22 protein-coding genes are annotated in these 18,270 nt (G+C 47.7%); 10 read left to right on the forward strand and 12 right to left on the reverse strand.

Annotated elements, in window-relative coordinates:
* Nucleotides 1-40: 40 nt before the first annotated feature.
* On the forward strand, nt 41-523 hold the full coding sequence (gene rraA, locus AC5SV9_RS04635) for a ribonuclease E activity regulator RraA (RefSeq protein WP_475148319.1): 483 nt from the start codon (nt 41-43) through the stop codon (nt 521-523).
* Between the two features lie 41 nt (nt 524-564).
* Here rraA and AC5SV9_RS04640 read toward each other — a convergent pair whose 3' ends face one another.
* The gene (locus tag AC5SV9_RS04640; protein ID WP_475146694.1) at nt 565-1,110 is read right to left on the reverse strand and encodes a redoxin domain-containing protein; all 546 of its coding nucleotides are present in this window, start codon (nt 1,108-1,110) and stop codon (nt 565-567) included.
* An 11-nt stretch (nt 1,111-1,121) separates the two neighbouring features.
* On the reverse strand, nt 1,122-1,703 hold the full coding sequence (locus tag AC5SV9_RS04645; RefSeq protein WP_475146696.1) for an NAD(P)H-dependent oxidoreductase: 582 nt from the start codon (nt 1,701-1,703) through the stop codon (nt 1,122-1,124).
* 209 nt (nt 1,704-1,912) lie between these two features.
* Here AC5SV9_RS04645 and AC5SV9_RS04650 point away from each other — a divergent pair, with 209 nt between their 5' ends.
* Nucleotides 1,913-2,194: a winged helix-turn-helix transcriptional regulator gene (locus tag AC5SV9_RS04650; protein WP_475146698.1), complete on the forward strand. Its 282-nt coding sequence runs from the start codon at nt 1,913-1,915 to the stop codon at nt 2,192-2,194.
* A gap of 34 nt (nt 2,195-2,228) precedes the next feature.
* Here the strand turns inward: AC5SV9_RS04650 and ccoG are convergent, their stop codons facing one another.
* A complete protein-coding gene (ccoG, locus tag AC5SV9_RS04655; RefSeq protein WP_475146700.1) occupies nt 2,229-3,590 on the reverse strand; it encodes a cytochrome c oxidase accessory protein CcoG in 1,362 nt (453 codons plus the stop codon).
* A 162-nt stretch (nt 3,591-3,752) separates the two neighbouring features.
* Between ccoG and AC5SV9_RS04660 the strand changes: the two genes are divergently transcribed.
* Entirely contained in the window at nt 3,753-5,156 is a 1,404-nt protein-coding gene (locus AC5SV9_RS04660; RefSeq protein WP_475146702.1) for an aminotransferase-like domain-containing protein, read from the forward strand.
* 138 nt (nt 5,157-5,294) lie between these two features.
* On the opposite strand, the gene AC5SV9_RS04665 is transcribed toward AC5SV9_RS04660, so the two are convergent.
* Nucleotides 5,295-6,065: an SDR family oxidoreductase gene (locus tag AC5SV9_RS04665; RefSeq protein WP_475146704.1), complete on the reverse strand. Its 771-nt coding sequence runs from the start codon at nt 6,063-6,065 to the stop codon at nt 5,295-5,297.
* 94 nt (nt 6,066-6,159) lie between these two features.
* Between AC5SV9_RS04665 and AC5SV9_RS04670 the strand changes: the two genes are divergently transcribed.
* Nucleotides 6,160-7,071, forward strand: coding sequence for an AraC family transcriptional regulator (locus AC5SV9_RS04670; protein WP_475146706.1), 912 nt, complete (start codon nt 6,160-6,162; stop codon nt 7,069-7,071).
* Nucleotides 7,072-7,116: 45 nt separating this feature from the next.
* Here AC5SV9_RS04670 and AC5SV9_RS04675 read toward each other — a convergent pair whose 3' ends face one another.
* The gene (locus AC5SV9_RS04675) at nt 7,117-7,491 is read right to left on the reverse strand and encodes a nuclear transport factor 2 family protein (protein ID WP_475146708.1); all 375 of its coding nucleotides are present in this window, start codon (nt 7,489-7,491) and stop codon (nt 7,117-7,119) included.
* Between the two features lie 137 nt (nt 7,492-7,628).
* Here AC5SV9_RS04675 and AC5SV9_RS04680 point away from each other — a divergent pair, with 137 nt between their 5' ends.
* From AC5SV9_RS04680 to AC5SV9_RS04695, 4 genes are all read left to right on the forward strand, one after another.
* Nucleotides 7,629-7,850 (forward strand): addiction module protein, encoded by a 222-nt coding sequence (locus AC5SV9_RS04680; protein ID WP_348685885.1) that lies wholly within the window; start codon nt 7,629-7,631, stop codon nt 7,848-7,850.
* Nucleotides 7,847-8,143 carry a type II toxin-antitoxin system RelE/ParE family toxin gene (locus AC5SV9_RS04685; RefSeq protein ID WP_475146710.1) on the forward strand — a complete coding sequence of 99 codons (297 nt, stop codon included), beginning with the start codon at nt 7,847-7,849 and terminating at the stop codon, nt 8,141-8,143. The genes AC5SV9_RS04680 and AC5SV9_RS04685 overlap by 4 nt, the downstream gene beginning before the upstream one ends.
* Nucleotides 8,144-8,582: 439 nt before the next feature.
* Nucleotides 8,583-10,196 carry a GapS1 family protein gene (gene gapS1, locus AC5SV9_RS04690; RefSeq protein ID WP_475146712.1) on the forward strand — a complete coding sequence of 538 codons (1,614 nt, stop codon included), beginning with the start codon at nt 8,583-8,585 and terminating at the stop codon, nt 10,194-10,196.
* Nucleotides 10,197-10,315: 119 nt separating this feature from the next.
* Nucleotides 10,316-11,035 (forward strand): hypothetical protein, encoded by a 720-nt coding sequence (locus AC5SV9_RS04695; protein ID WP_475146714.1) that lies wholly within the window; start codon nt 10,316-10,318, stop codon nt 11,033-11,035.
* 32 nt (nt 11,036-11,067) lie between these two features.
* Here the strand turns inward: AC5SV9_RS04695 and AC5SV9_RS04700 are convergent, their stop codons facing one another.
* Nucleotides 11,068-11,721: an RES family NAD+ phosphorylase gene (locus AC5SV9_RS04700; RefSeq protein WP_475146716.1), complete on the reverse strand. Its 654-nt coding sequence runs from the start codon at nt 11,719-11,721 to the stop codon at nt 11,068-11,070.
* Between the two features lie 755 nt (nt 11,722-12,476).
* Between AC5SV9_RS04700 and AC5SV9_RS04705 the strand changes: the two genes are divergently transcribed.
* On the forward strand, nt 12,477-13,232 hold the full coding sequence (locus AC5SV9_RS04705) for an alpha/beta hydrolase (RefSeq protein ID WP_475146718.1): 756 nt from the start codon (nt 12,477-12,479) through the stop codon (nt 13,230-13,232).
* A gap of 149 nt (nt 13,233-13,381) precedes the next feature.
* Here AC5SV9_RS04705 and AC5SV9_RS04710 read toward each other — a convergent pair whose 3' ends face one another.
* The 6 genes from AC5SV9_RS04710 to AC5SV9_RS04735 all read right to left on the reverse strand — a co-directional run bounded on the left by AC5SV9_RS04710 (nt 13,382) and on the right by AC5SV9_RS04735 (nt 17,748).
* Entirely contained in the window at nt 13,382-14,287 is a 906-nt protein-coding gene (locus AC5SV9_RS04710; protein ID WP_475146720.1) for an acyl-CoA thioester hydrolase/BAAT C-terminal domain-containing protein, read from the reverse strand.
* Nucleotides 14,288-14,635: 348 nt separating this feature from the next.
* Nucleotides 14,636-14,950, reverse strand: a complete 315-nt coding sequence (locus tag AC5SV9_RS04715; RefSeq protein ID WP_475146722.1) for a helix-turn-helix transcriptional regulator — start codon at nt 14,948-14,950, stop codon at nt 14,636-14,638.
* A gap of 54 nt (nt 14,951-15,004) precedes the next feature.
* Nucleotides 15,005-15,283: a hypothetical protein gene (locus tag AC5SV9_RS04720; protein WP_475146724.1), complete on the reverse strand. Its 279-nt coding sequence runs from the start codon at nt 15,281-15,283 to the stop codon at nt 15,005-15,007.
* A gap of 99 nt (nt 15,284-15,382) precedes the next feature.
* Entirely contained in the window at nt 15,383-15,931 is a 549-nt protein-coding gene (locus tag AC5SV9_RS04725; RefSeq protein WP_475146726.1) for a hypothetical protein, read from the reverse strand.
* Entirely contained in the window at nt 15,928-16,632 is a 705-nt protein-coding gene (locus AC5SV9_RS04730; RefSeq protein ID WP_475146728.1) for a DUF4386 domain-containing protein, read from the reverse strand. Before AC5SV9_RS04730 ends, AC5SV9_RS04725 begins: the two co-directional genes overlap by 4 nt.
* Before the next feature lie 180 nt (nt 16,633-16,812).
* Nucleotides 16,813-17,748 (reverse strand): helix-turn-helix domain-containing protein, encoded by a 936-nt coding sequence (locus AC5SV9_RS04735; protein ID WP_475146730.1) that lies wholly within the window; start codon nt 17,746-17,748, stop codon nt 16,813-16,815.
* Nucleotides 17,749-17,870: 122 nt separating this feature from the next.
* Between AC5SV9_RS04735 and AC5SV9_RS04740 the strand changes: the two genes are divergently transcribed.
* The gene (locus AC5SV9_RS04740; protein ID WP_475146732.1) at nt 17,871-18,269 is read left to right on the forward strand and encodes a rhodanese-like domain-containing protein; all 399 of its coding nucleotides are present in this window, start codon (nt 17,871-17,873) and stop codon (nt 18,267-18,269) included.
* Nucleotide 18,270 lies beyond the last annotated feature (1 nt).

The following is an 18,270-nucleotide window of genomic DNA, read 5'->3' on the forward strand; positions in this document are numbered from 1 at the left end:
TACGGCCACAGTGAACACAAAATTCAGTAAGAGGTTAATGATGCAACCGTTTACCCTACCCGACCTCTGCGACACTCACGCCGATAACATTCGCGTAGCCGAGCCTATCTTTCACAACTACGGTGGCAAAGCCGCCTTTGGCGGGCAAATTGTCACCGTAAAATGTTTTGAAGATAACTCCAAGGTTAAGCAGTTAGTCGCCACACCGGGCCAGGGTAAGGTGTTAGTGGTCGACGGTGGCGGTTCAAAACGCCATGCGCTACTGGGCGATATGGTGGCCGGGCAAGCGGCCCAAAACGGCTGGGAAGGCATTATTATCAACGGCTGTATTCGCGACATCGACGAAATACGCCAAACGGCGCTTGGCGTGCAGGCACTGGGTATTCACCCGATGAAAACCGACAAACGGGATTTGGGTGATATCAACTTAACGGTCACCTTCGCCGGGGTAGATTTTATCCCCGGCCAGTTTGTTTATGCAGATAATAATGGTGTGTTGGTGGCGACTAAAGCCCTGCTTTAGACATAGTGCTAAGTATTAACAGAACCGAAGTCGCGCTTCCATCAGCGATGCATACCGCGGATAGGATAGTTGTTATCAGGGTTCCGTATCCAGGCAAGGCCGTTAACTAAAGTAGTCAAATCCGGCCTTACAAAGGGGTTATTGGAGATATCAATAACCTGGATTCTGCCCTCTGCGTTCACGACAAATAAACCCGGCTCGGCAAACGGATGGTCGGTTTCCTGTGGCGAACGCGGATCAGAGATAAACAGCCCCAGCGCTTTCATTTTGTCAAGCGTCAGGCCATAAGCGATTGAGAAAGAAACCTTTAACTGCTCCAGATGCGCTTGCAGCTGCGCTTTACTGTCACCCGACACGGCAACAATATCCACCTTAATGTCCGCCAGGCTCTCTTTGACTTGCTCTAATGCAGTTAAATAGCGTGTGCACATTGGGCAATGCCGGCCGCGATAAACCACTACCAATTGCCAGTCGGCTCTCGGCTGTGGCTTACCCAATGTTACAGTTTCACCATTTAGCAAGGTTGCAGTTATTTCGGGAAACACACTGCCAGGGTGCAGTTTTTCGGTGTAAGTTGCTGCTTTCATCCTATACCTCCTTAGAAGTTTGCGTTCAGGTGCAACTCAAACCGCTGCAGATCGTTTTCAACATCAGCATTTTTCATCACATCAAAACAGGCGAAGGTTGGCAGTGCTGTCATACCAAAGAACTTAAAGTTCATATGCATCGGGAACAACAAGTCATCAACACTCTTGCCATCAAAGAATTCTGTAGCGTCATTAAATGACTCGGCAGGTGCGTTAAAGGTTAACGACAGCATGTATTTTGTGTTCTTAAGCGTACCGCCCCGGCCGTAGTTTGCCTTGGGGTTATCCTGATGGCGCCCATCACCATTACATAAGGGTCCGCCCATACCTGCGGTGTATACCTCATCCATGTATTTCTTAAATGACCAGGGCACCCCCATCCAGTTAACCGGAGTTTGCAGTAGTACCACATCTGCCCATTGATGGTTCTCAAGCTCTTGCTCAATATTAATCTCATCTTTAATGGTCACCACCCGCGTGGTATAGCCTTTGCCTTCTAGTAGCGCTACTGCGTTATCTGTCAGCGTGGCGTTTAGGCGACCTTGCGCAAATGGGTAATAATGGTGCGCGTTAATAATTAATACGTTTTTCATACAGCTAACTCCGTGATGTAAATTTAAACTGGGTCATTAATTAACTGTGGTATATAATAGTTACCTGAAAACATTTTTCAATTAGTATACTTTTAGTAACCACCACTGGGGGGCGAGAATTTATTTTGGAAAGTGAAGTAAAAACAGATAGTAAAGGGCGAAAAAAAGTTTTAAACGCCTGCATGGAGCCTTGTGCGATTGAGAAAGGCATGCGTTTAATCGGCGGTAAATGGACAGGTTCTATCATTTACCATTTAAAAGACGAGCCAGTACGGTTTAACGATTTAACCCGTATGTTAGGCGGCGCCAGCAAGAAAATGATCGATCAGCGCCTTAAAGAGTTAGAAGCGAACAATATGGTGATGCGTAAAGTGGTTTCAACGCGGCCGATAGGCGTCACCTATGAGCTAACCGAATTCGGCCGCTCAGCATTGCATATACTCGAGCAGCTTCGGCTCTGGTCTGCGTCTCATAATGTTGAAGTGAGTTAAGTCTACAATTCTCTGTAATCTCCTGCTTGCAAGCTCAGCGAACATGATAGAAACGGCTGGCGGCACTGACACTGTTACCATGCTCTTTATCAGTAAGTTGCAATGCAAAAGCTGTATAAACTTCTGCCGCCTGTTCGGGCATAGCAATACTGATAATATGTTGCCGCTGCTCGGCCGGTTTCAGCGTTATCTGTTTAGCGCCTTTGAGCTCAGCGCCTGCCAGCCCGTCGATGCTCAGCTGATAGTGGCGTGGTTGTTGTGTTTTGTTACTCAGCGTCAGGGTAAAGGTATTTTCGGTCAGGCCGTCGCTGTTAACGCGGTACATCGCCTGGCGATCACGGCTGATACTCAGCTCAGTGTTTTGCCATTGATACGCCCAGGCCGCCATAGCCAGCACTGTTAGCAAGATGGCGCTGCCATACCCCAAATGTCGCTGCCATCCCGTTTGTGTTGATACTTCGCCCTGATAACGTATAAGCCCAACAGGATAGTTGAACTGGCGCATAGTCTGGTCGCACGCATCGATACACAAGCCACAATTAATACACTCGTACTGCATGCCGTGGCGAATATCGATACCCACCGGACACACCTGTACACATAGCTGGCAGTCGACACAATCGCCCATTGCCGCCGGTTTTTCGCTGTTGCGTTTACGCGCCCCGCGTTGCTCGCCCCGCTGTGCATCGTAAGCCACAATTTTGGTCGCCGGTTCAAACATGGCAGACTGAAAACGGGCATAGGGGCACATATGCAGGCACATTTTTTCGCGGATAAGCCCGGCGTTTACGTAGGTACACAGCGCGAAAAACCCTACCCAGCCGTACACGGTGCCAGAGCTGTTAAGGCTGAAAAAATCAGCATACAGGCTACGGGCCGGCACAAAATAGGCGATAAAAGCCAGCGAGGTGAGTAGTGACAGTAGCAGCCAGCTGCTGTGTTTCAACAGCTTTTTACTCAGTTTTGCGCCGTGCCAGGGCGCGTTGTCCAGCGCTTTACTTTGATTATGGCTACCTTCAATGCGTCGCTCCAGCCAGACAAACATTAACGTCCAGACAGTCTGCGGACAGGTATAGCCACACCAAATCCGGCCATAGAGTTTGGTTAGATAAAACAGCGCAAAGGCGGCCAGCGTAAACAACAGAGCAAAAATTAAAAAGTCCTGTGGCAGCAATACCCGGCCAAAAATATATAAACGCTGCTGCGCGGCATCCAGCTGAATGGCCTGCTGCCCCTGAAAATTAAGCCAGGGCAGGCAGACAAATAACAACATCAACACCGTGTTAACGCTGCGACGAATAAACTGAAAGTAGCCTTTTTGCTCGCGGATATAAATTTTACCGCTACTGTCTTTGGTTGAAAAAATAATCTGTTCGGCGGCCGGGCGTTGTTGCATAGAATGACCTGTATTGTGACAACAATATGCTGCACACACCTGCGCATCGAAGCGCTGTGATGGTGTGACGTAAGGGCTGCCAGTGTAACGAGCAGACAAAAGCCAATACAGATACAAAATTTTAAATTAAAATAGATACAGTTGTATTATCCAGAGGCAAGCATGGCAAAGGACTTTCGTTATCAGCAGCTAACACAGCAGTTGCAACAGTTGCTGGCACAAGGTCATTGGCAGCCATCAGAACGCCTGCCGTCAGTCAGAGCCTTGTGCAGACAATATCAATTGTCATTAGCCACAGTGCAGCATGCGCTGCATCAGTTGGAAGCACTGGGGTTAGTCGAGGCCAGAGCACGTTCCGGTTATTATGTGCGTCAACCGCTGTCTGCCGTTTCGGCCACCAAACCTGAGTCTGCACCCACCAGCCCCACACCGGTAACGGTACCGGAGTTATTTGTGGACATTATGAACCGCAGTGCCGCCTTTGATATTCAGCCAAAGGGGCCTGTTGTTAACCTGCCGCATTTAACCTTGCTGCATCGCTTATTAAGCCGCACTTTACGCCAGCAAGGGTCGCGCTACGCGCTGCACTACGACGAGCCAACCGGGCTGTTGGCACTGCGCGAGCAATTGTCACTGCATTATCGCCACTATGGCTTAGCGCTAAAAGAAGACCAGCTATGTATTACCGCAGGCTGCCAGCATGCGCTGTTTTTAGCCTTACAGGCGGTGTGTCAGCCCGGCGATATTGTCGCTGTGGAGCATCCGGCGTTTTATGGTGTACTGCAGTTGTTGCAGCAACTGCAGCTGCAGGTACTGGAAATTCCCACTCAGCAAGACGGCTTAGATACCGCGGCACTGGAGCAGGCACTTAGCCGCTGGCAGGTAAAAGCCTGTGTGGTCACCCCAGCCTATGCCACCCCGACTGGTGCCTGTATGTCACCGGCAAAGCAGCAACATATAATCGCATTAGCGGCACAATATGATTTGGCGGTTATTGAAGATGATATCTATGGCGATCTGGGCTTTTACCAGCGCCCGCCCCCGCTTAAAAGCTTAGATACCGAGCAACGGGTGATTTTATGCAGTTCGTTTTCCAAAGCATTGTCGCGGGATTTACGCATAGGCTGGATTGCCGCTGGCCGCTGGCATGAAAAAGTAGCGCGCTTAAAACTTGTCAGCCAGTTAGCGGGCAGCCAAAGTGTGCAGCAGGCATTAGCATTATTTTTAGCTCAGGGCCATTACAAACGGCATTTGCAGCACTATCGCAACCAACTGCAGCACCAGCGTGATCAGTTGCTTAATGCTTTACAGCTCTACTGGCCAGATGCGCGCTACACCGTGCCACAAGGCGGGCTAGCATTATGGTTAGAACTGCCAGGCCAGCCTAATTGCACCGAAGCTTACACCCACTGTTTGCAACAAGGCATCGTGCTAACCCCGGGTGAGTTATTCTCCAGTAGCGGGCAGTTTCAGCATTTTTTACGGCTTAGCTTTACCAACCCGATGATTGGCAGCCGATTAACCGCCCTGCAAAAGCTAGCCGGGTTGTTGCGCAACAAACATTAACTGCATCTGGTCGTTTATTACGCCTAATGCCGGTAGATAATCTTTACCGGCTGATGGTCTAAAAATATCTCAATTGCTGCCTGCGTAGCGGCTTCAAAAGAACTTTCGTTAACTAAGCTCAACTACCCATATTGTTTTTTAACTGCAAAAGGGAGATTGTTGTTGCGATTCTTCTAACCACAGTTTTGCATCTTCACCGGCTGACGAGTAAAACGGCGTATTTTGATCGATTGCGATAGCAAAGATGGTACTCGCCACATCTTTAGCATAAGTCACGGGCGAGTTTGTTTTACCTGCCATTTGAACAAAGTCATTCACCATTTTGCCGTACGCCGGATCATCCATCCCTGCAAAATATGCTCGCGCAGTTTCCCCGAATTTTGTTTCAGGTGAACGTCCGGGCAGTACAACATGTACCCGAATACCGAAAGGCTTAGCTTCTATCGCCAGGGCCTCACTCCACGCGTTAAGCGCCGCTTTACTCGCACGATAGAGGCCAATTAATGGCATCGCCTTGGTTGTTACCGACGAAGAAACATTGATGATCACCCCGCTGCCTTGTTGGCGCATCAGCGGAAGAAACCGTTGAGTTAATGATAATGTTCCCAGCACGTTCGTGTTCATTAACTGTTGTGCGGTCGCTAAGGGTGTCAGCTCAACCGGCACCGGTGCACCAAAACCCGCGTTATTGACCAAAACGTCAATATTTTTAACCTCTTGCACCAAGCTATCAATACTGCTGGTAGAAGTAATATCTAAAGGCAGCAGCGTTAAATTATCGCTCTCTGGTAATAGTGATGGGTCGGGCTTTCTCATTGTGGCAATGACGTGCCACCCCTTTTCTAAAAAAAATTTGGCTGTTGCAAGCCCAAAACCGGATGAGCAACCTGTAATCAGTACTGTAGACATATTTTTTCCTTGCTGTTGACCAGAATGGCGATCATAGCCAGCAGGGATTGGATTTAATATAATCTAAAATCCGAATATATTTAGAGATAGTCCATTGTCTGATCCTTTAACCGATATTGTCGCTTTGCTAAATCCCAAGCCTTCACATTCAAAACTCGTTGAAGGTGCGGGTACCTGGCGCATTGTCCGGGAGGCCGGAGGTGAGGCGTTTTTCTGTGCGGTATTAGCAGGCGAATGCCTGATCAATATCAACGGCGAAGGGCCCCAATTGCTGGTTGCCGGTGATTTCCTTTTGATACCCGCCGCTTATTCATTGGAAAACACAAATACAGGGTTAGAGCGTACGTCTGACATTACTATGCCGACAATGGTTGCAAATAACCATGTGAGAATTGGTTCACCAAATGCAAAGCCAGACCTTCTGATGTATTTAGGTCATTGCGATTTTGACACTCAGGACAAGCAACTGATCCTATCGTTGCTACCGAAAGAAATATTAATTAAAGAACAGCCGCGATTTATAGCGTTGTTCGAACTTCTTTTAGATGAAAGCAAAGCAAGACGACCAGGTAGAGAGGTCGTTTTGGTGCAACTTTTACAGTTGTTATTGATTGAGTCACTGCGGGGGCATAATGGTGTGTTCGAGTCTGCCGGGGTACTGGCAGGCCTGCAACATGAAAAGATCTCGTTGGCACTACATAATATTCACGAAAAACCAAGTTTCAATTGGCAAGTAACGTCTCTTGCCAGTCAGGCATCCATGTCCAGATCATCTTTTTTCGCGACCTTTAACAAGGTCGTGGGTATGCCACCTATGCAATACCTTCTCTTCTGGCGTATGTCTTTGGCCAAAAAGGCTTTGTTGTGCACTGCAGACAAGCTTGAGCAGATTGCTTTTCAAGTTGGATATCAATCAGCTAGCGCATTTCATGTCGCGTTTAATAAATACGTAGGGATGCCACCCGGTGCGTTTAGAAATCAAAATCGAGGTTTAAACAACAGCTAATTTGCACTAGCTCCGCCCCATTTTCTGGTGGCGGCTACGCCTTTTTCAAAACGGCTCACATGCGGTGCCTTGGTGAAAAATCATCTGCCAGTGTTCATCATTCAAACGATAGAGTGAACTGCGCACTGAGTAGCTGACAATATCACTTTCTGCGCGCTGTATGGTGGCGCGGTACGTAAGCTGTGCCAGGCTATCGGCCAAAACCTTGCAGTTAAAATCTTGCTGGGTAATCAGCGGCGGCTTTTCAGTGGGCAAACGTTCCAGCACATCCGCTTTACCAAAACAGCGGCCACTGGCACCAATTTCATAAAAATCATCGGCTAAATAGCGGTTAAGTAGCTCGGCAGACAAACGCGTAGCGGGATGAACCCGCAGTTGTTCCAGTTCAATTAATTGCTGTTTAAGGGTGCCGTTGTGCACTTTTAAAGGCCTCTGCCCGGTTATAGGGTTATCGATTCCAAGCAATATGCCATAGAGACCCAAAGCAAAACAGCAGGTTTGAGTTATCCAGTCGCTGTTGCTATGCTCCAGTCAGGTTAGCAACTACGGCCAGTTTTATGATCACCACTGAACAAATTAAACAGCTTTCTACCGCCGAGAAATTACAAGTGATGGAAACGTTGTGGCAAGAGCTTACCGCTGAAGGCACCGACCAACTGGCTTCCCCCGCTTGGCATCAGCAAGCGTTGCAGCAGACAGAAAATGCGGTTAGAGAGGGTGACGAAGTAACGCACGACTGGGAGCTGGCCAAAAACAGTTTACGTAATAAATTCCGATGAAAATTAAGGTTCTCACTGCTGCAATAAACGATCTGGAAAATGGCCGTTTGTTCTATCAACAGCAAGGAGAGCATCTTGGTGACTACTTCCTGGACGCCATCTTTAGTGATATTGATTCTTTAGTTATTTACGCCGGTATTCACCAGCAGGTTTTTGGCTATTACCGAATGCTGGCACATCGTTTTCCTTATGCAATTTATTACAAAATGCCAAAGCCGGATGAAGTGGTAGTGTGGCGAGTGTTGGATATGCGGGCTAAGCCCGCAAGGGCAGCTAAAAGCCTGGAGTCCTAGCGCTTAGTTGGCAGGCGTGCAAGTACATCGTCTTTACGAAAACAGCGGCCGGTAGCGGCGATTTCATAGAAATCATCAGCCAGATAGCGGTTTATCAGACAAGTGGGTGACAGGCTGCACCAGCAGTTGTTCCAGCGCGATTAATTGCTGTTTAATGGTGTCGCTATGCAATTTTAAAATCTCCGCTAATGCCAGGCTGTTCAAAACACCAAAACGTTGATATCAGCGCATACGCCCGAACAGCAAAGGCAAAAGGCAAGACCTGACCCTGAGGGTCCATATGACCGCGGCGATAACCTCGATTAGAATTAAGATTTTACTCGGCATGGCATTCAGTTTTATATCTTGTGTTTAAAGGCTTATATCACCATAAATGACCCAATGGTATTGGAATAATTTCGATATTTGAACACGGTTAAGAGCAGCATGGGTGTGATGTGTGAAACTACTGACTATACAGAACAGACAAACTTACGCAGAAGCCGCTCATAAAATAAGAGCCGAACTCGCAAAATTTGCAACATCATCTGTCATTGAGTTAGTGATCCGCATGCTTCATGAGAAACCAGAATGGGGAACGCGACATATCCCCATGCCATGGTTACTTTGCCAGATTCTGGAGATTGCTTTTGAAATAACACCAGGCAAGTATGCAAAGCCAGCAACGCTCTCAGGTATCAATCGAATAGCCCAAAAACTGTTTGATCTTCAGGATATTGCATTTAAGAGCAATCATCGTGATTTGATGATTGATTTCAGGAGGATAATTGTTAGCCAGTTTCGTTTTAGCGGCTCACTGGCGCGACATGCCGTTTTTATGGACCGCTTTTATTCGATCTTGTTTATGCAAGATGGAAAGAAAAGCTTCAACCGAGCTTTTCAGAAAGAAACAGGTCTATCACTGGAGACTTTTGCTCTTCTATCAAGCTACCTAATGGCCAAAACAATCGATGAACAAAAGGTATTCGTTTACTTTGAGGAAATTGTGTCAGATTTATTTGGTGGAGTAGAGCTAAAAGACATTGCCAGATTTCTTCGACTGATTGGCGGTACCATTGAAGAGCTTCAGTTACTTGTAAAAGAGGTAAGAAATCAAGGGCGGGTATTTCACGCATCTGAAACTTTTGAAGAACCGGTATTGATTTCAAAGCCAGTGATCCTGTTCTCAGATGGTATAGCGACCGCTCACCCATGCGTACTTGCAATAGGCTTGTCAGAATTTGTGATGAGGCTTTTAAAAGAAAAGATGCCTGACTTTAAGAATAAATTCACCAAACTATTTGAGCGATATGTTAAGGAAATTTTCGACGACAACGGTATTAACTACACGCATGAACGAGAGATCCAAAGTTGGTACAAAACACCAAACGAGGTGGCAGCAACTGATTTTCTGTTACGAAACGGGGGCGAGTCGCTATTTGTAGATGTTAAAGGAGTTGAACCCAAACAGGTTGTATTAACGTCAAGTGATGGCCGGCTGATTAAAGACCGCCTTAAGGATGCTCACATTAAGGCAATCTCTCAGATATCGGAGTGCGCAAAGAAACTTGCAGAGCTATCCGTTATTTCTGGAGATGTGGAGCAAAGGTATGGGCTCATTATTACACACATGGATTACTTCATTCTTGATGCAAGTACATTGCTCTCTTACGTTGGTGACTCTGGGACGAAGACTAGTGAAATGCTTGATAGCTGTATGAAGGCCAATCACATACTGTTCTGCACCATTGATGATTGGGAAAAATGTCTGGCTGTGTGTGTTGATGCCGGCTTGTCAGTTCTTGAATTCATGAAATTTTGTGTAAGCAGGCAAAAGATAGGTACATCAAGGCGATTCACTTTTGATATGCATGTAGATGACTTTGCTACGGAAAAAGGAATTAGAAGAAGGCTCGATAACAATTGGTCTTCCGCATATAAGTCACAAATGGAAGCAGAGTTAAGAAAAGTGACATCAACGTCAAAAGTGCTGTGGAGAAACAAAGAGTCTTTCATACAGCAAGGTGGCTTAACTTACATTTGTAATGAATTAAAGAGAATGTGCGACGTTTAGAACGTACTTCTCGTTCTGCATGGAACGATAGAAACGCTCCCCCCTTTTTCAAAGTTGACAATTTACCAGTGCATGGTACTATTAAATCGTCAATAGAAAAGCAATACAGGTTTAATAATATGCATAGCACTACTCAGGCGAAAGCCTCAATGCGCACCAACGTTGCGAAAGGCAACCAGGTTAACGTCGGTGATTCGATGTTACATGACGCAGCTGAGAAATTACTGTGTTTTGCGAAGAGAAATCCAGCTGCAGAGTTGCTTGCCATCAGAATGTTAAACAGCATTTCAGAATATGTCCTGCCAACACTTAACGAGAATCCAACGAGGATTCAGAAGTTGGCAGGTGTTACTGATGCAACCCTTAGTGAAGAACTTCTCACCCTGGTGCGAATTGAGTCTGCCCGGAACAAGGCTGAGCAGGAAAGGATTGAACGCAGACTAAATGCAACCAAAGCCTTTTATAAGCGTATTGAAGAGAACGGTGGTTTGTACAAGGTTGGTGAGGTGGCTAATATGACTGGCCTGTCACGCCAAGCTCTGAATAATCAGCGTTCTAAAGGAAAAATTCTGGCCATCCAAAATGGCCATGATTATTTTTATCCAGGTTTTCAGTTTGATAATGGCAAAAAGTTGCAGCAGCTGGAAAGCTTACTATCACTAATGCCTGATGATATTTCTGATGCAGCTAAAATTGGCTTTTTTCTGGCTGAAATCGATTTGCCGGATGGGAAAAGAAGAACGCCTGCTGATGCCCTTAAAGATGCATCACATAAAAGTGAGGTCATCAATTATTTGAAGACCAAAGCGTCTGAGTTTAGCCGCCATGTTGCGCCTTAGTCGATAAAAAAGCCCCTTTCGGGGCTTTGTTTTTAACGATCGTTTATCACAGTTATACCAAGCTTTTTGTACAGCAAATCTTCACCATCCAGGCCAGAATAGGGGCACTTAAAGTGACTAACCGGAGTTAGTGATACCCCTTTTAGGGCTCCAGCTGAGCACGGCGGATCGAATAATGCTATACATTCCCCATTTAAAAGATGTCGGCCTGGGTATTTTAAACCATGCATGCCCAGCTCCGAACTATCCGCAACAAACTGGCTAATTGCCTGGTTCAGTTCGCGGTCAACACCTGTCAGCTCATCGAGTTTGACCCCGATATGTGGCATTAGGGCGCCGATGTCCAGAAGAGTAAGTGGGATGCTTACCTCCACCTCTGCCACACAGCGTTTATCAATGTCGGACCGCGTCCAAATCGATTGACCTCCGTAAACGTTTTGCAAAAACGTTTCAGCCATAGCGACTTCCGGCTTTTCGGCCAGATAGCAAGTGCCGTGACTTAGCGAATCGTAACGTCCCATGTTGGCTGGGTCCGTTGGCTTATAGAAGTGAAAGTGTTGCGTATACTGAGAGCCTTGCACCCTGTACAGCGTCGCCCCAACTTCAAGCGTAACGGTTGGTAAAAGTGATGCGCTTTTTAGCGCGTGCAATTTTTTAAGTATCATTGATCCTCTTGTTTTGCTCATAGAAATGTAGCTCCTTGTTAAATATGTATAATTTTTTCATAAGCTTACCTATTTGATATTGCTTAATGACCTATGCCGGTTATTAGCCGACGGTTTACCCCCGCAAAGAAAACGGGGGCATTGCGATATTACCTTTGTTTGCGACAAATAGCGTAAAAATATGCACTTGTAAGATGACGCCCGTTCGGAAATAAATCGGTCACCATCTATTTAGTGAAGTAGTAAAAGTGGATGCGGAAAAAACGCGAATTTAAGAAAGTTTTTTTATTTTTTTAAATTAACGTCCGTAGTGGACATTGATAGCTTAGTGCAATGGCTAGTTTATTGCGGGTTATAGGATTGATGGGACTATCGCTTCAACTTGATTACTCGGAAGGTGTTATGAGTACTGCACTGACATTAAAAGTTAGAAGCCAATTACCTGCAGCATTAAATCATGCAAACTCCGGGGGTCATGCAAACTCCGGGGGTCAGGTCTTGCCTTTTGCCATTCAACACACTTCCGTTATATCTGCCCCATAACAACTACCACTTTTACCTTAAATCTAAACACCGTCAAGCATTTAAATCGGCTAATTCTTTTAACTGCTTCGCTGTGCTTTGCCAAGATTAACCGCAGCAGAAGCCATGCTGCCATTTTGGCGCCGGAGAAAACCAACCAACTGCTGATTTAATGCTGATATTGATAGCCATTTGATTTACCCCCGCTATCCGCTAAGCTGCTTTACACCCTTTCACCTACTACCGGACAGACCATGCGTATGCTGCTTACTGTTGCAGGCTATGTACTGGCGGGCTATTGCCTGCTGTGCTTATTTCTGTATTTGCTGCAGCGGCAGTTAATTTATTACCCGGTAGCAGCACAGTTGCCACCAACTAAGCCGCTGGTACTGCAACAAGCCGGTGCCACTGTGCTGGTTAGCCAACAGCCGCGCGATAGCAGCCAGGCACTGTTGTATTTTGGCGGCAATGCCGAGGATGTCAGTGTGTCATTGCCGGAATTTGCTGCGGCTTTTCCCGAGCATGCCATTTATCTTATGCACTACCGCGGTTATGGCGGTAGTTCCGGCAAGCCATCAGAGCCGGCACTTATCGCCGATGCGTTGGCGCTGTTTGACCAGCTACAGACTAAACATAGTGCTATTACGGTCATTGGCCGCAGCCTGGGCTCTGGCGTTGCGTTACAACTGGCGGCGCAGCGTAAGGTCGCGCAACTGGTGCTGATAACGCCGTTTGACAGCCTGAGCGCACTGGCACAGCGGCAGTTTCCGCTCTTTCCGGTTAAGTGGTTGCTAAAAGATACTTATAGATCCGCCGACTATGCGCCGGCCGTTAGCAGCCGCACGCTGGTGCTAGTGGCAGAGCAGGATGAAATTATTGGCCGGGCCCACAGCGAGGCGCTGTATCAGGCCTTTACGCCAGGCGTTGCTACATTGCAAAGCTACAGCGGCAACCACAATAGCGACCTGGCTGCCAGCCAAATTGCCGCCTGGCTGGCTACTGCGCCATAAAAACTTAAGGGTCTGCTCTTGCTTTTTGCCACCTAAAGAAAAAGGGGCGGAGTTAATAATCACCATCTCTTACGCAAATCACTGAGACATAATGGATTAGCTAAACCTACCTTTAATTGTCTCCGCCCCTTTATGCTTATCCTTGTGAATTACCGCTGCGATGCTGTTAAAAACACGATAATCTCATCCTGATATTGCCGGGCAAGCCCGCCATGGCCAGCGCCAGCTATTTTCATATGCTGATATCGGTGAGGATACTGATGTTGCTGCAGCCGCTGAATAATCCTGTCAGACATTTCACTGGATGGCCACAGTTCATCAGCTGTGCCTGAGATAAGTAACACGTCGGCCTGCATCTGCTGCACCGGGATCAGCGCTTGCTGGTAAGCCTGCTCATTTTGCATGGCCATTTCATAGCCCTGGCGAATATTTCCCTGCAGCAGCGGCAGTGCCGACCGCAAGCTAAAAGGCACAAAAGCAATGGCTTGGCCCTGCCAGCTCCAGGACGAACTGGTGCTATACCACTCTGGGCTGGCAAACACTACGTCACTACCGACCACCGCAATTACAGTGCTGATTTGCGCCGAACGACTGGCGAGTAATAAGGCTAACTCTGCCCCTTTTGACACGCCCAGCACGGACAGTTTTGCACCATCAACGGCAGGATTGCTGCGGCTGTGCTCAATAGCAGCGAGTACGCCGCTAAGTTCAATCCGGTCCAGGCCAGACGGAATACCCGGCAAACCAAAATAGCCGATAACCAATAGCGCAAAACCTGCATCCAGATACGCCTGCCGTTCGGCCTCTCTGCGGGCATTGGTGAGGCTCATCCCACCTTCCGAGCCGCCCAAAAATACCAACAGCGGTGCTGGGTTGTCCGCACTTGCCGTTGCGGGTAAATACAACTGGCGTTGTACCTTGCCCTGGTTAGACAGCGGCACAAACCGGGTAATTAACTGCGGCAGCTGACTGCATAGCAACAACAGCGCGAGTAACACAAGCGCTATCGTTTTGAGTTTTGTTAATTTTGATGCACCGGGTAATTTAGAAAGCACAAGTCAGCACCTACGCGATTAAACTTCGCGTCTATTGTTTGTTAACGCCAGTCGGGAAAGTAGTGCTTGTTATCATCAAAGTTGGCTGACAAATGTCAGATGTTCGCCAGCGCCAGACACGGGAATCGCTTAAGATAGTTGCCCTTTAACGTTTGCGCCTTTCACTATCATCCACAGGCTAAGTGATAACTCCCCTACCAACACCGGCAGGAGAAAAAGGGGGCGGAGACAATTAAATCAGAATTAGATAATTTTATATTTCAATCACTTGAACGAATAGCGGTGATTATTAGCTCCGCCCCTTTTCGCGAACCTACACCTCAGCCCATATCGTTTAACTACAGCAGCTTACGCCACTGATTTGGCAATGTTCTGCGCCACAACATAGGCTTTGTATTGGGCGTCAATTTTAAAAAAAACCTCTACCGGCGCGTTATAAACCCGCTTTATCTTGGTTGCCAGCTCAATGCTTAACTCACTTTCGCCGTTGATAAAACGGGTGATGGTCGATTTGGCAACGTTAAGATCACGGGCTGCGTCGGCTGCTGTCAGGTTTTTACGCTGCAGATAGCGTTTAAAATGCGCACCGGCCGCTTTTGGCGGGCCAATCAGGCCCATCTCGCGCAGGTTTTCACTGCTTAGCAATTCAGTATTGTTTGTCATTTCATCTATTACCTTAACGTTGAAAATAAACAGCGAATCTTATGCAGACATAGCTTAGCCATAGCGAATAACCTCTATCATCAGCATGTCTTCTCCCTCGCTTTTACCCAGCAAACCCGCTACCACAAACTGAAAATTTTCTTTTATCGACACACTAAAACTGTTGCCCTCGATAACCATGTCGCCTAACAAGATTTCCTTGGCCTCCTGCAGTGAAATTGCATTGACCAGAATATCTATCACGTCAGTTACCTCCTCCCTGGCAAGTGATGGCAGGCTGCTAATTGCCGCAGTTGTGCTGGCCTCTTTTCCTGGCTTAATAACTACCTGCAATAAACACCTCCCTGTTGATCATTACACAGCGATGTCACCATTCTAGACGCAAGTTGCGCAACCCGCAACTTGCATCTAGAACATTTGCAGCCAGTCGTCCTATTGGGGTTGTGCTGGCGACGCTCTGTATTTACGCCAGCCTATCACCACACGGATGATGACAAAACGGCTACAACAGGACATAAGCGCTAACGCGGCAGCGATGAGCAGCGGCAGTATACCGCCGAAGGTGAATGTCATCGCCGCCACAAAGCCGCTGATATAGTGCAGCCGGTACAGCGGAAACAACAGGGCACAGGGCAGTAAGCTGAAAAAAAGTAACGTAGTGAGTGTCATATACCCCATTGCGAAACTAGCAGCAAACACTGCGCCGTAGCAGGCGGCGCCAATAAGCCCCGGCAATAAGCTAACAGGGACTGTTGCAAGACGGGTGATATGCGCTGGTTGTAACTGAGCATATTTTGCCAGCGCTAAGCCCAGCAGCGGTAAAGTGATAAGTTCAAACCAGTTTGAAATAGCCGGCAGCGTAGCGTCATTGAGTAAATGATGGCTTTGTACCCCACCAGACAAGTATTCCATCGTCAGATGCATAGCCGCCAACAGCAAGGCTACCAGCGGTAACCACAGTGAAACCCGGTAAGCTCTCATTGTGCCAGCCCTTTAACGTTTGCACCTTTTACTATCATCCACAGGCTAAGTGACAACTCCCCTACCAATACCGGCAACATGATCCACGGGAACAGCATAACGGCCAGATCGGGCGCCAATAGCAGCGCCAGCGTATTGACCACATAACAGACTCCGGCAAGGCCCAGCATCAGGCCGAGTAGTTTGGGGAAAAACTGCGATTCAATAATCAGATAACTGCGGATAATACAGGCTATTGCAAAAAACAGCAGGCCAATGGCAAAGCCGTAGCCGTGTAGCTGTACCGCCAGGTAGGCTAAGGCGTCGCGCTGCTCTGCTGAAAAGGCAGCTAAATATGCGCCACTACCTGCCAGCAGCAGTGGCACCACCAGCGTGAGTTTATTAGCAACCAGCATGGCAGTTTGAATAAGGTTAAAACCGGTGGCGGCTAAATTAAGTGCGGCATTTACCCGCTTGAATAGCAGATAAAACAATACGATGATCGGAATGTCTAACAGCTGCATACACAAGTCGGCGACGATGCCGCTGCGCCAGAGTGTGCTTGCTGCGCCAATGTGCGCGGCGGTTGCATTGGCATCACCGGCAACAACCAGGCTGCCACGTATCAGTGTTTCAGCAAACAACCCTAAAGCGATTATCAGTAAATAACAACAGCCTGCAAACCGCACATAGCCCTGTGACACCGCAGTAGCTGAGCTCATCTTGTATGCATCCTTGTTGGTAGAATAATTTGGCGCCGCAGAAGCAGCGTTCAGGCGACATGATGCTGCACCGAAAAATCGTTTTTGCCTACAGGGTTATTGTTACAACTGATGTCTGCCCCTTTTGATTTCACTTTGGCACCGGAGAAAACCAACCAGTTGCAGATCCAATGCTGATATCTAACTGCCACGAAAGGTATTTTTATACTGCATTGGCGATATCGCCAGGTATTTTCTGAAGTTATGCCTAAGCGTTACCGCATTGTCAAAGCCGGAGCGGGCGGCGATTTCGTCGATGGACAGTTCACTTACCTCAAGCAGCGATTTGGCCACTTCCAGCTTGCGCTCGTTTAGCCATTGCAGTGCTGTCATGTTGTAGTTTTTAGTAAACTGCCGGTCGAAGGTGCGCCTGGTCATACTGGCTTTTTTCGCGATGTCATCAATAGTGAGTGCGCCAGACAGGTTGTTGGTTGCCCAGTCCAGCGCTTGCGAAATAGCGGTTTTGCTCAGTGCCACCGGTTTTTCGACAAACTGCGCCTGACCACCACTTCGATGGGCCGGCAGTACCAGCCGCCTGGCTACGCTGTTGGCACAGTGATAACCAAAGTCGCGGCGAATAACTTCTATGCCTAAATCAATGCCTGCAGCGCTGCCGGCAGAGCAGCCGATCACGCCGTCATATTGGTACAAAATATTGTCTTTATAGCGGATATGCGGGAAGCGCTGTTTAAATTGCGCGGCATAACGCCAGTGCGTGGTGGCAATGCGGTTATCTAATAAACCTGCCGCCGCCAGTAAAAATGAGCCGGAGCAAAAGCTGATGATGCGACCGCCACGCTGATAGTGTTCCAGCAAAGCGCTAATCAACTTTGCCTCAGGTTGCAGTGTTCTCACCGGAAAGCTGGGTATCACCAGCAAGTCTGACGGCGGCAAGCTATCTACCCGCTCGCACAACAGTGCGCTACCGGCCAGGCCGCTATAGTGCTGGCATGATAGCGAAACGATTTGCGTACTGTACCAATTGCTAAATTCTGGTCGCGGCATGGCAAATAACTCTACCGCACAGCCGAGTTCAAATAATGACAATTGTTCGGTTAATAGAATGGTTACCCTCATGCGGCAGTTATCTCAGATAAATTATGTCTTGATATTATCGGAGATTGTCTATTTAGACAATTTCGCAAAATCGGCACACCACTGATAATGCAGACGCCAACCCACAAGATCGGAGACAAAACATGCATTCAACAGTTGTAAGACCTAAGCCAGCAACTAGTGCAGAAGCACTGGCACATTTTCAACGTTTAATGACATTTGAAACAGACTGCTGGGATGTGCACTACGCGCTCAACAATAAGCTGCAGGACTTTGTGCTGCTTGACGTGCGCGCCTTAGATACGGCAAAAACAGGCTATATTGCCGGGGCAACATTACTGCCCTACCCAACCATTAATGAAGCCAGCCTGAGCCACTATCCTGACGACACGGTGTTTGTGGTGTACTGCGCTGGACCACACTGCAATGCGACCGAGAAAGCCGCGATAAAGTTAGCTCGCTTAGGTCGCCCGGTGAAAAAAATGATTGGCGGTGTAACAGGCTGGCTGGATGAAGGCTTTGAGCTTGTTAATGATGTCTAAT

This window comes from Rheinheimera sp. ATLC3 (assembly GCF_059429535.1).

Excerpts from the sequence above, each read along its gene's own strand:
- AC5SV9_RS04715 (WP_475146722.1), bottom strand. The coding sequence starts at position 14,950 with ATGACAAACAATACTGAATTGCTAAGCAGTGAAAACCTGCGCGAGATG.
- AC5SV9_RS04640 (WP_475146694.1), bottom strand. The coding sequence starts at position 1,110 with ATGAAAGCAGCAACTTACACCGAAAAACTGCACCCTGGCAGTGTGTTT.
- AC5SV9_RS04660 (WP_475146702.1), top strand. The coding sequence starts at position 3,753 with ATGGCAAAGGACTTTCGTTATCAGCAGCTAACACAGCAGTTGCAACAG.
- AC5SV9_RS04645 (WP_475146696.1), bottom strand. The coding sequence starts at position 1,703 with ATGAAAAACGTATTAATTATTAACGCGCACCATTATTACCCATTTGCG.
- AC5SV9_RS04730 (WP_475146728.1), bottom strand. The coding sequence starts at position 16,632 with ATGAGCTCAGCTACTGCGGTGTCACAGGGCTATGTGCGGTTTGCAGGC.
- AC5SV9_RS04695 (WP_475146714.1), top strand. The coding sequence starts at position 10,316 with ATGCATAGCACTACTCAGGCGAAAGCCTCAATGCGCACCAACGTTGCG.
- AC5SV9_RS04685 (WP_475146710.1), top strand. The coding sequence starts at position 7,847 with ATGAAAATTAAGGTTCTCACTGCTGCAATAAACGATCTGGAAAATGGC.
- AC5SV9_RS04650 (WP_475146698.1), top strand. The coding sequence starts at position 1,913 with ATGCGTTTAATCGGCGGTAAATGGACAGGTTCTATCATTTACCATTTA.
- AC5SV9_RS04700 (WP_475146716.1), bottom strand. The coding sequence starts at position 11,721 with ATGAGCAAAACAAGAGGATCAATGATACTTAAAAAATTGCACGCGCTA.
- AC5SV9_RS04705 (WP_475146718.1), top strand. The coding sequence starts at position 12,477 with ATGCGTATGCTGCTTACTGTTGCAGGCTATGTACTGGCGGGCTATTGC.
- AC5SV9_RS04725 (WP_475146726.1), bottom strand. The coding sequence starts at position 15,931 with ATGAGAGCTTACCGGGTTTCACTGTGGTTACCGCTGGTAGCCTTGCTG.
- rraA (WP_475148319.1), top strand. The coding sequence starts at position 41 with ATGCAACCGTTTACCCTACCCGACCTCTGCGACACTCACGCCGATAAC.
- AC5SV9_RS04740 (WP_475146732.1), top strand. The coding sequence starts at position 17,871 with ATGCATTCAACAGTTGTAAGACCTAAGCCAGCAACTAGTGCAGAAGCA.
- ccoG (WP_475146700.1), bottom strand. The coding sequence starts at position 3,590 with ATGCAACAACGCCCGGCCGCCGAACAGATTATTTTTTCAACCAAAGAC.
- AC5SV9_RS04735 (WP_475146730.1), bottom strand. The coding sequence starts at position 17,748 with ATGAGGGTAACCATTCTATTAACCGAACAATTGTCATTATTTGAACTC.
- AC5SV9_RS04680 (WP_348685885.1), top strand. The coding sequence starts at position 7,629 with ATGATCACCACTGAACAAATTAAACAGCTTTCTACCGCCGAGAAATTA.
- AC5SV9_RS04665 (WP_475146704.1), bottom strand. The coding sequence starts at position 6,065 with ATGTCTACAGTACTGATTACAGGTTGCTCATCCGGTTTTGGGCTTGCA.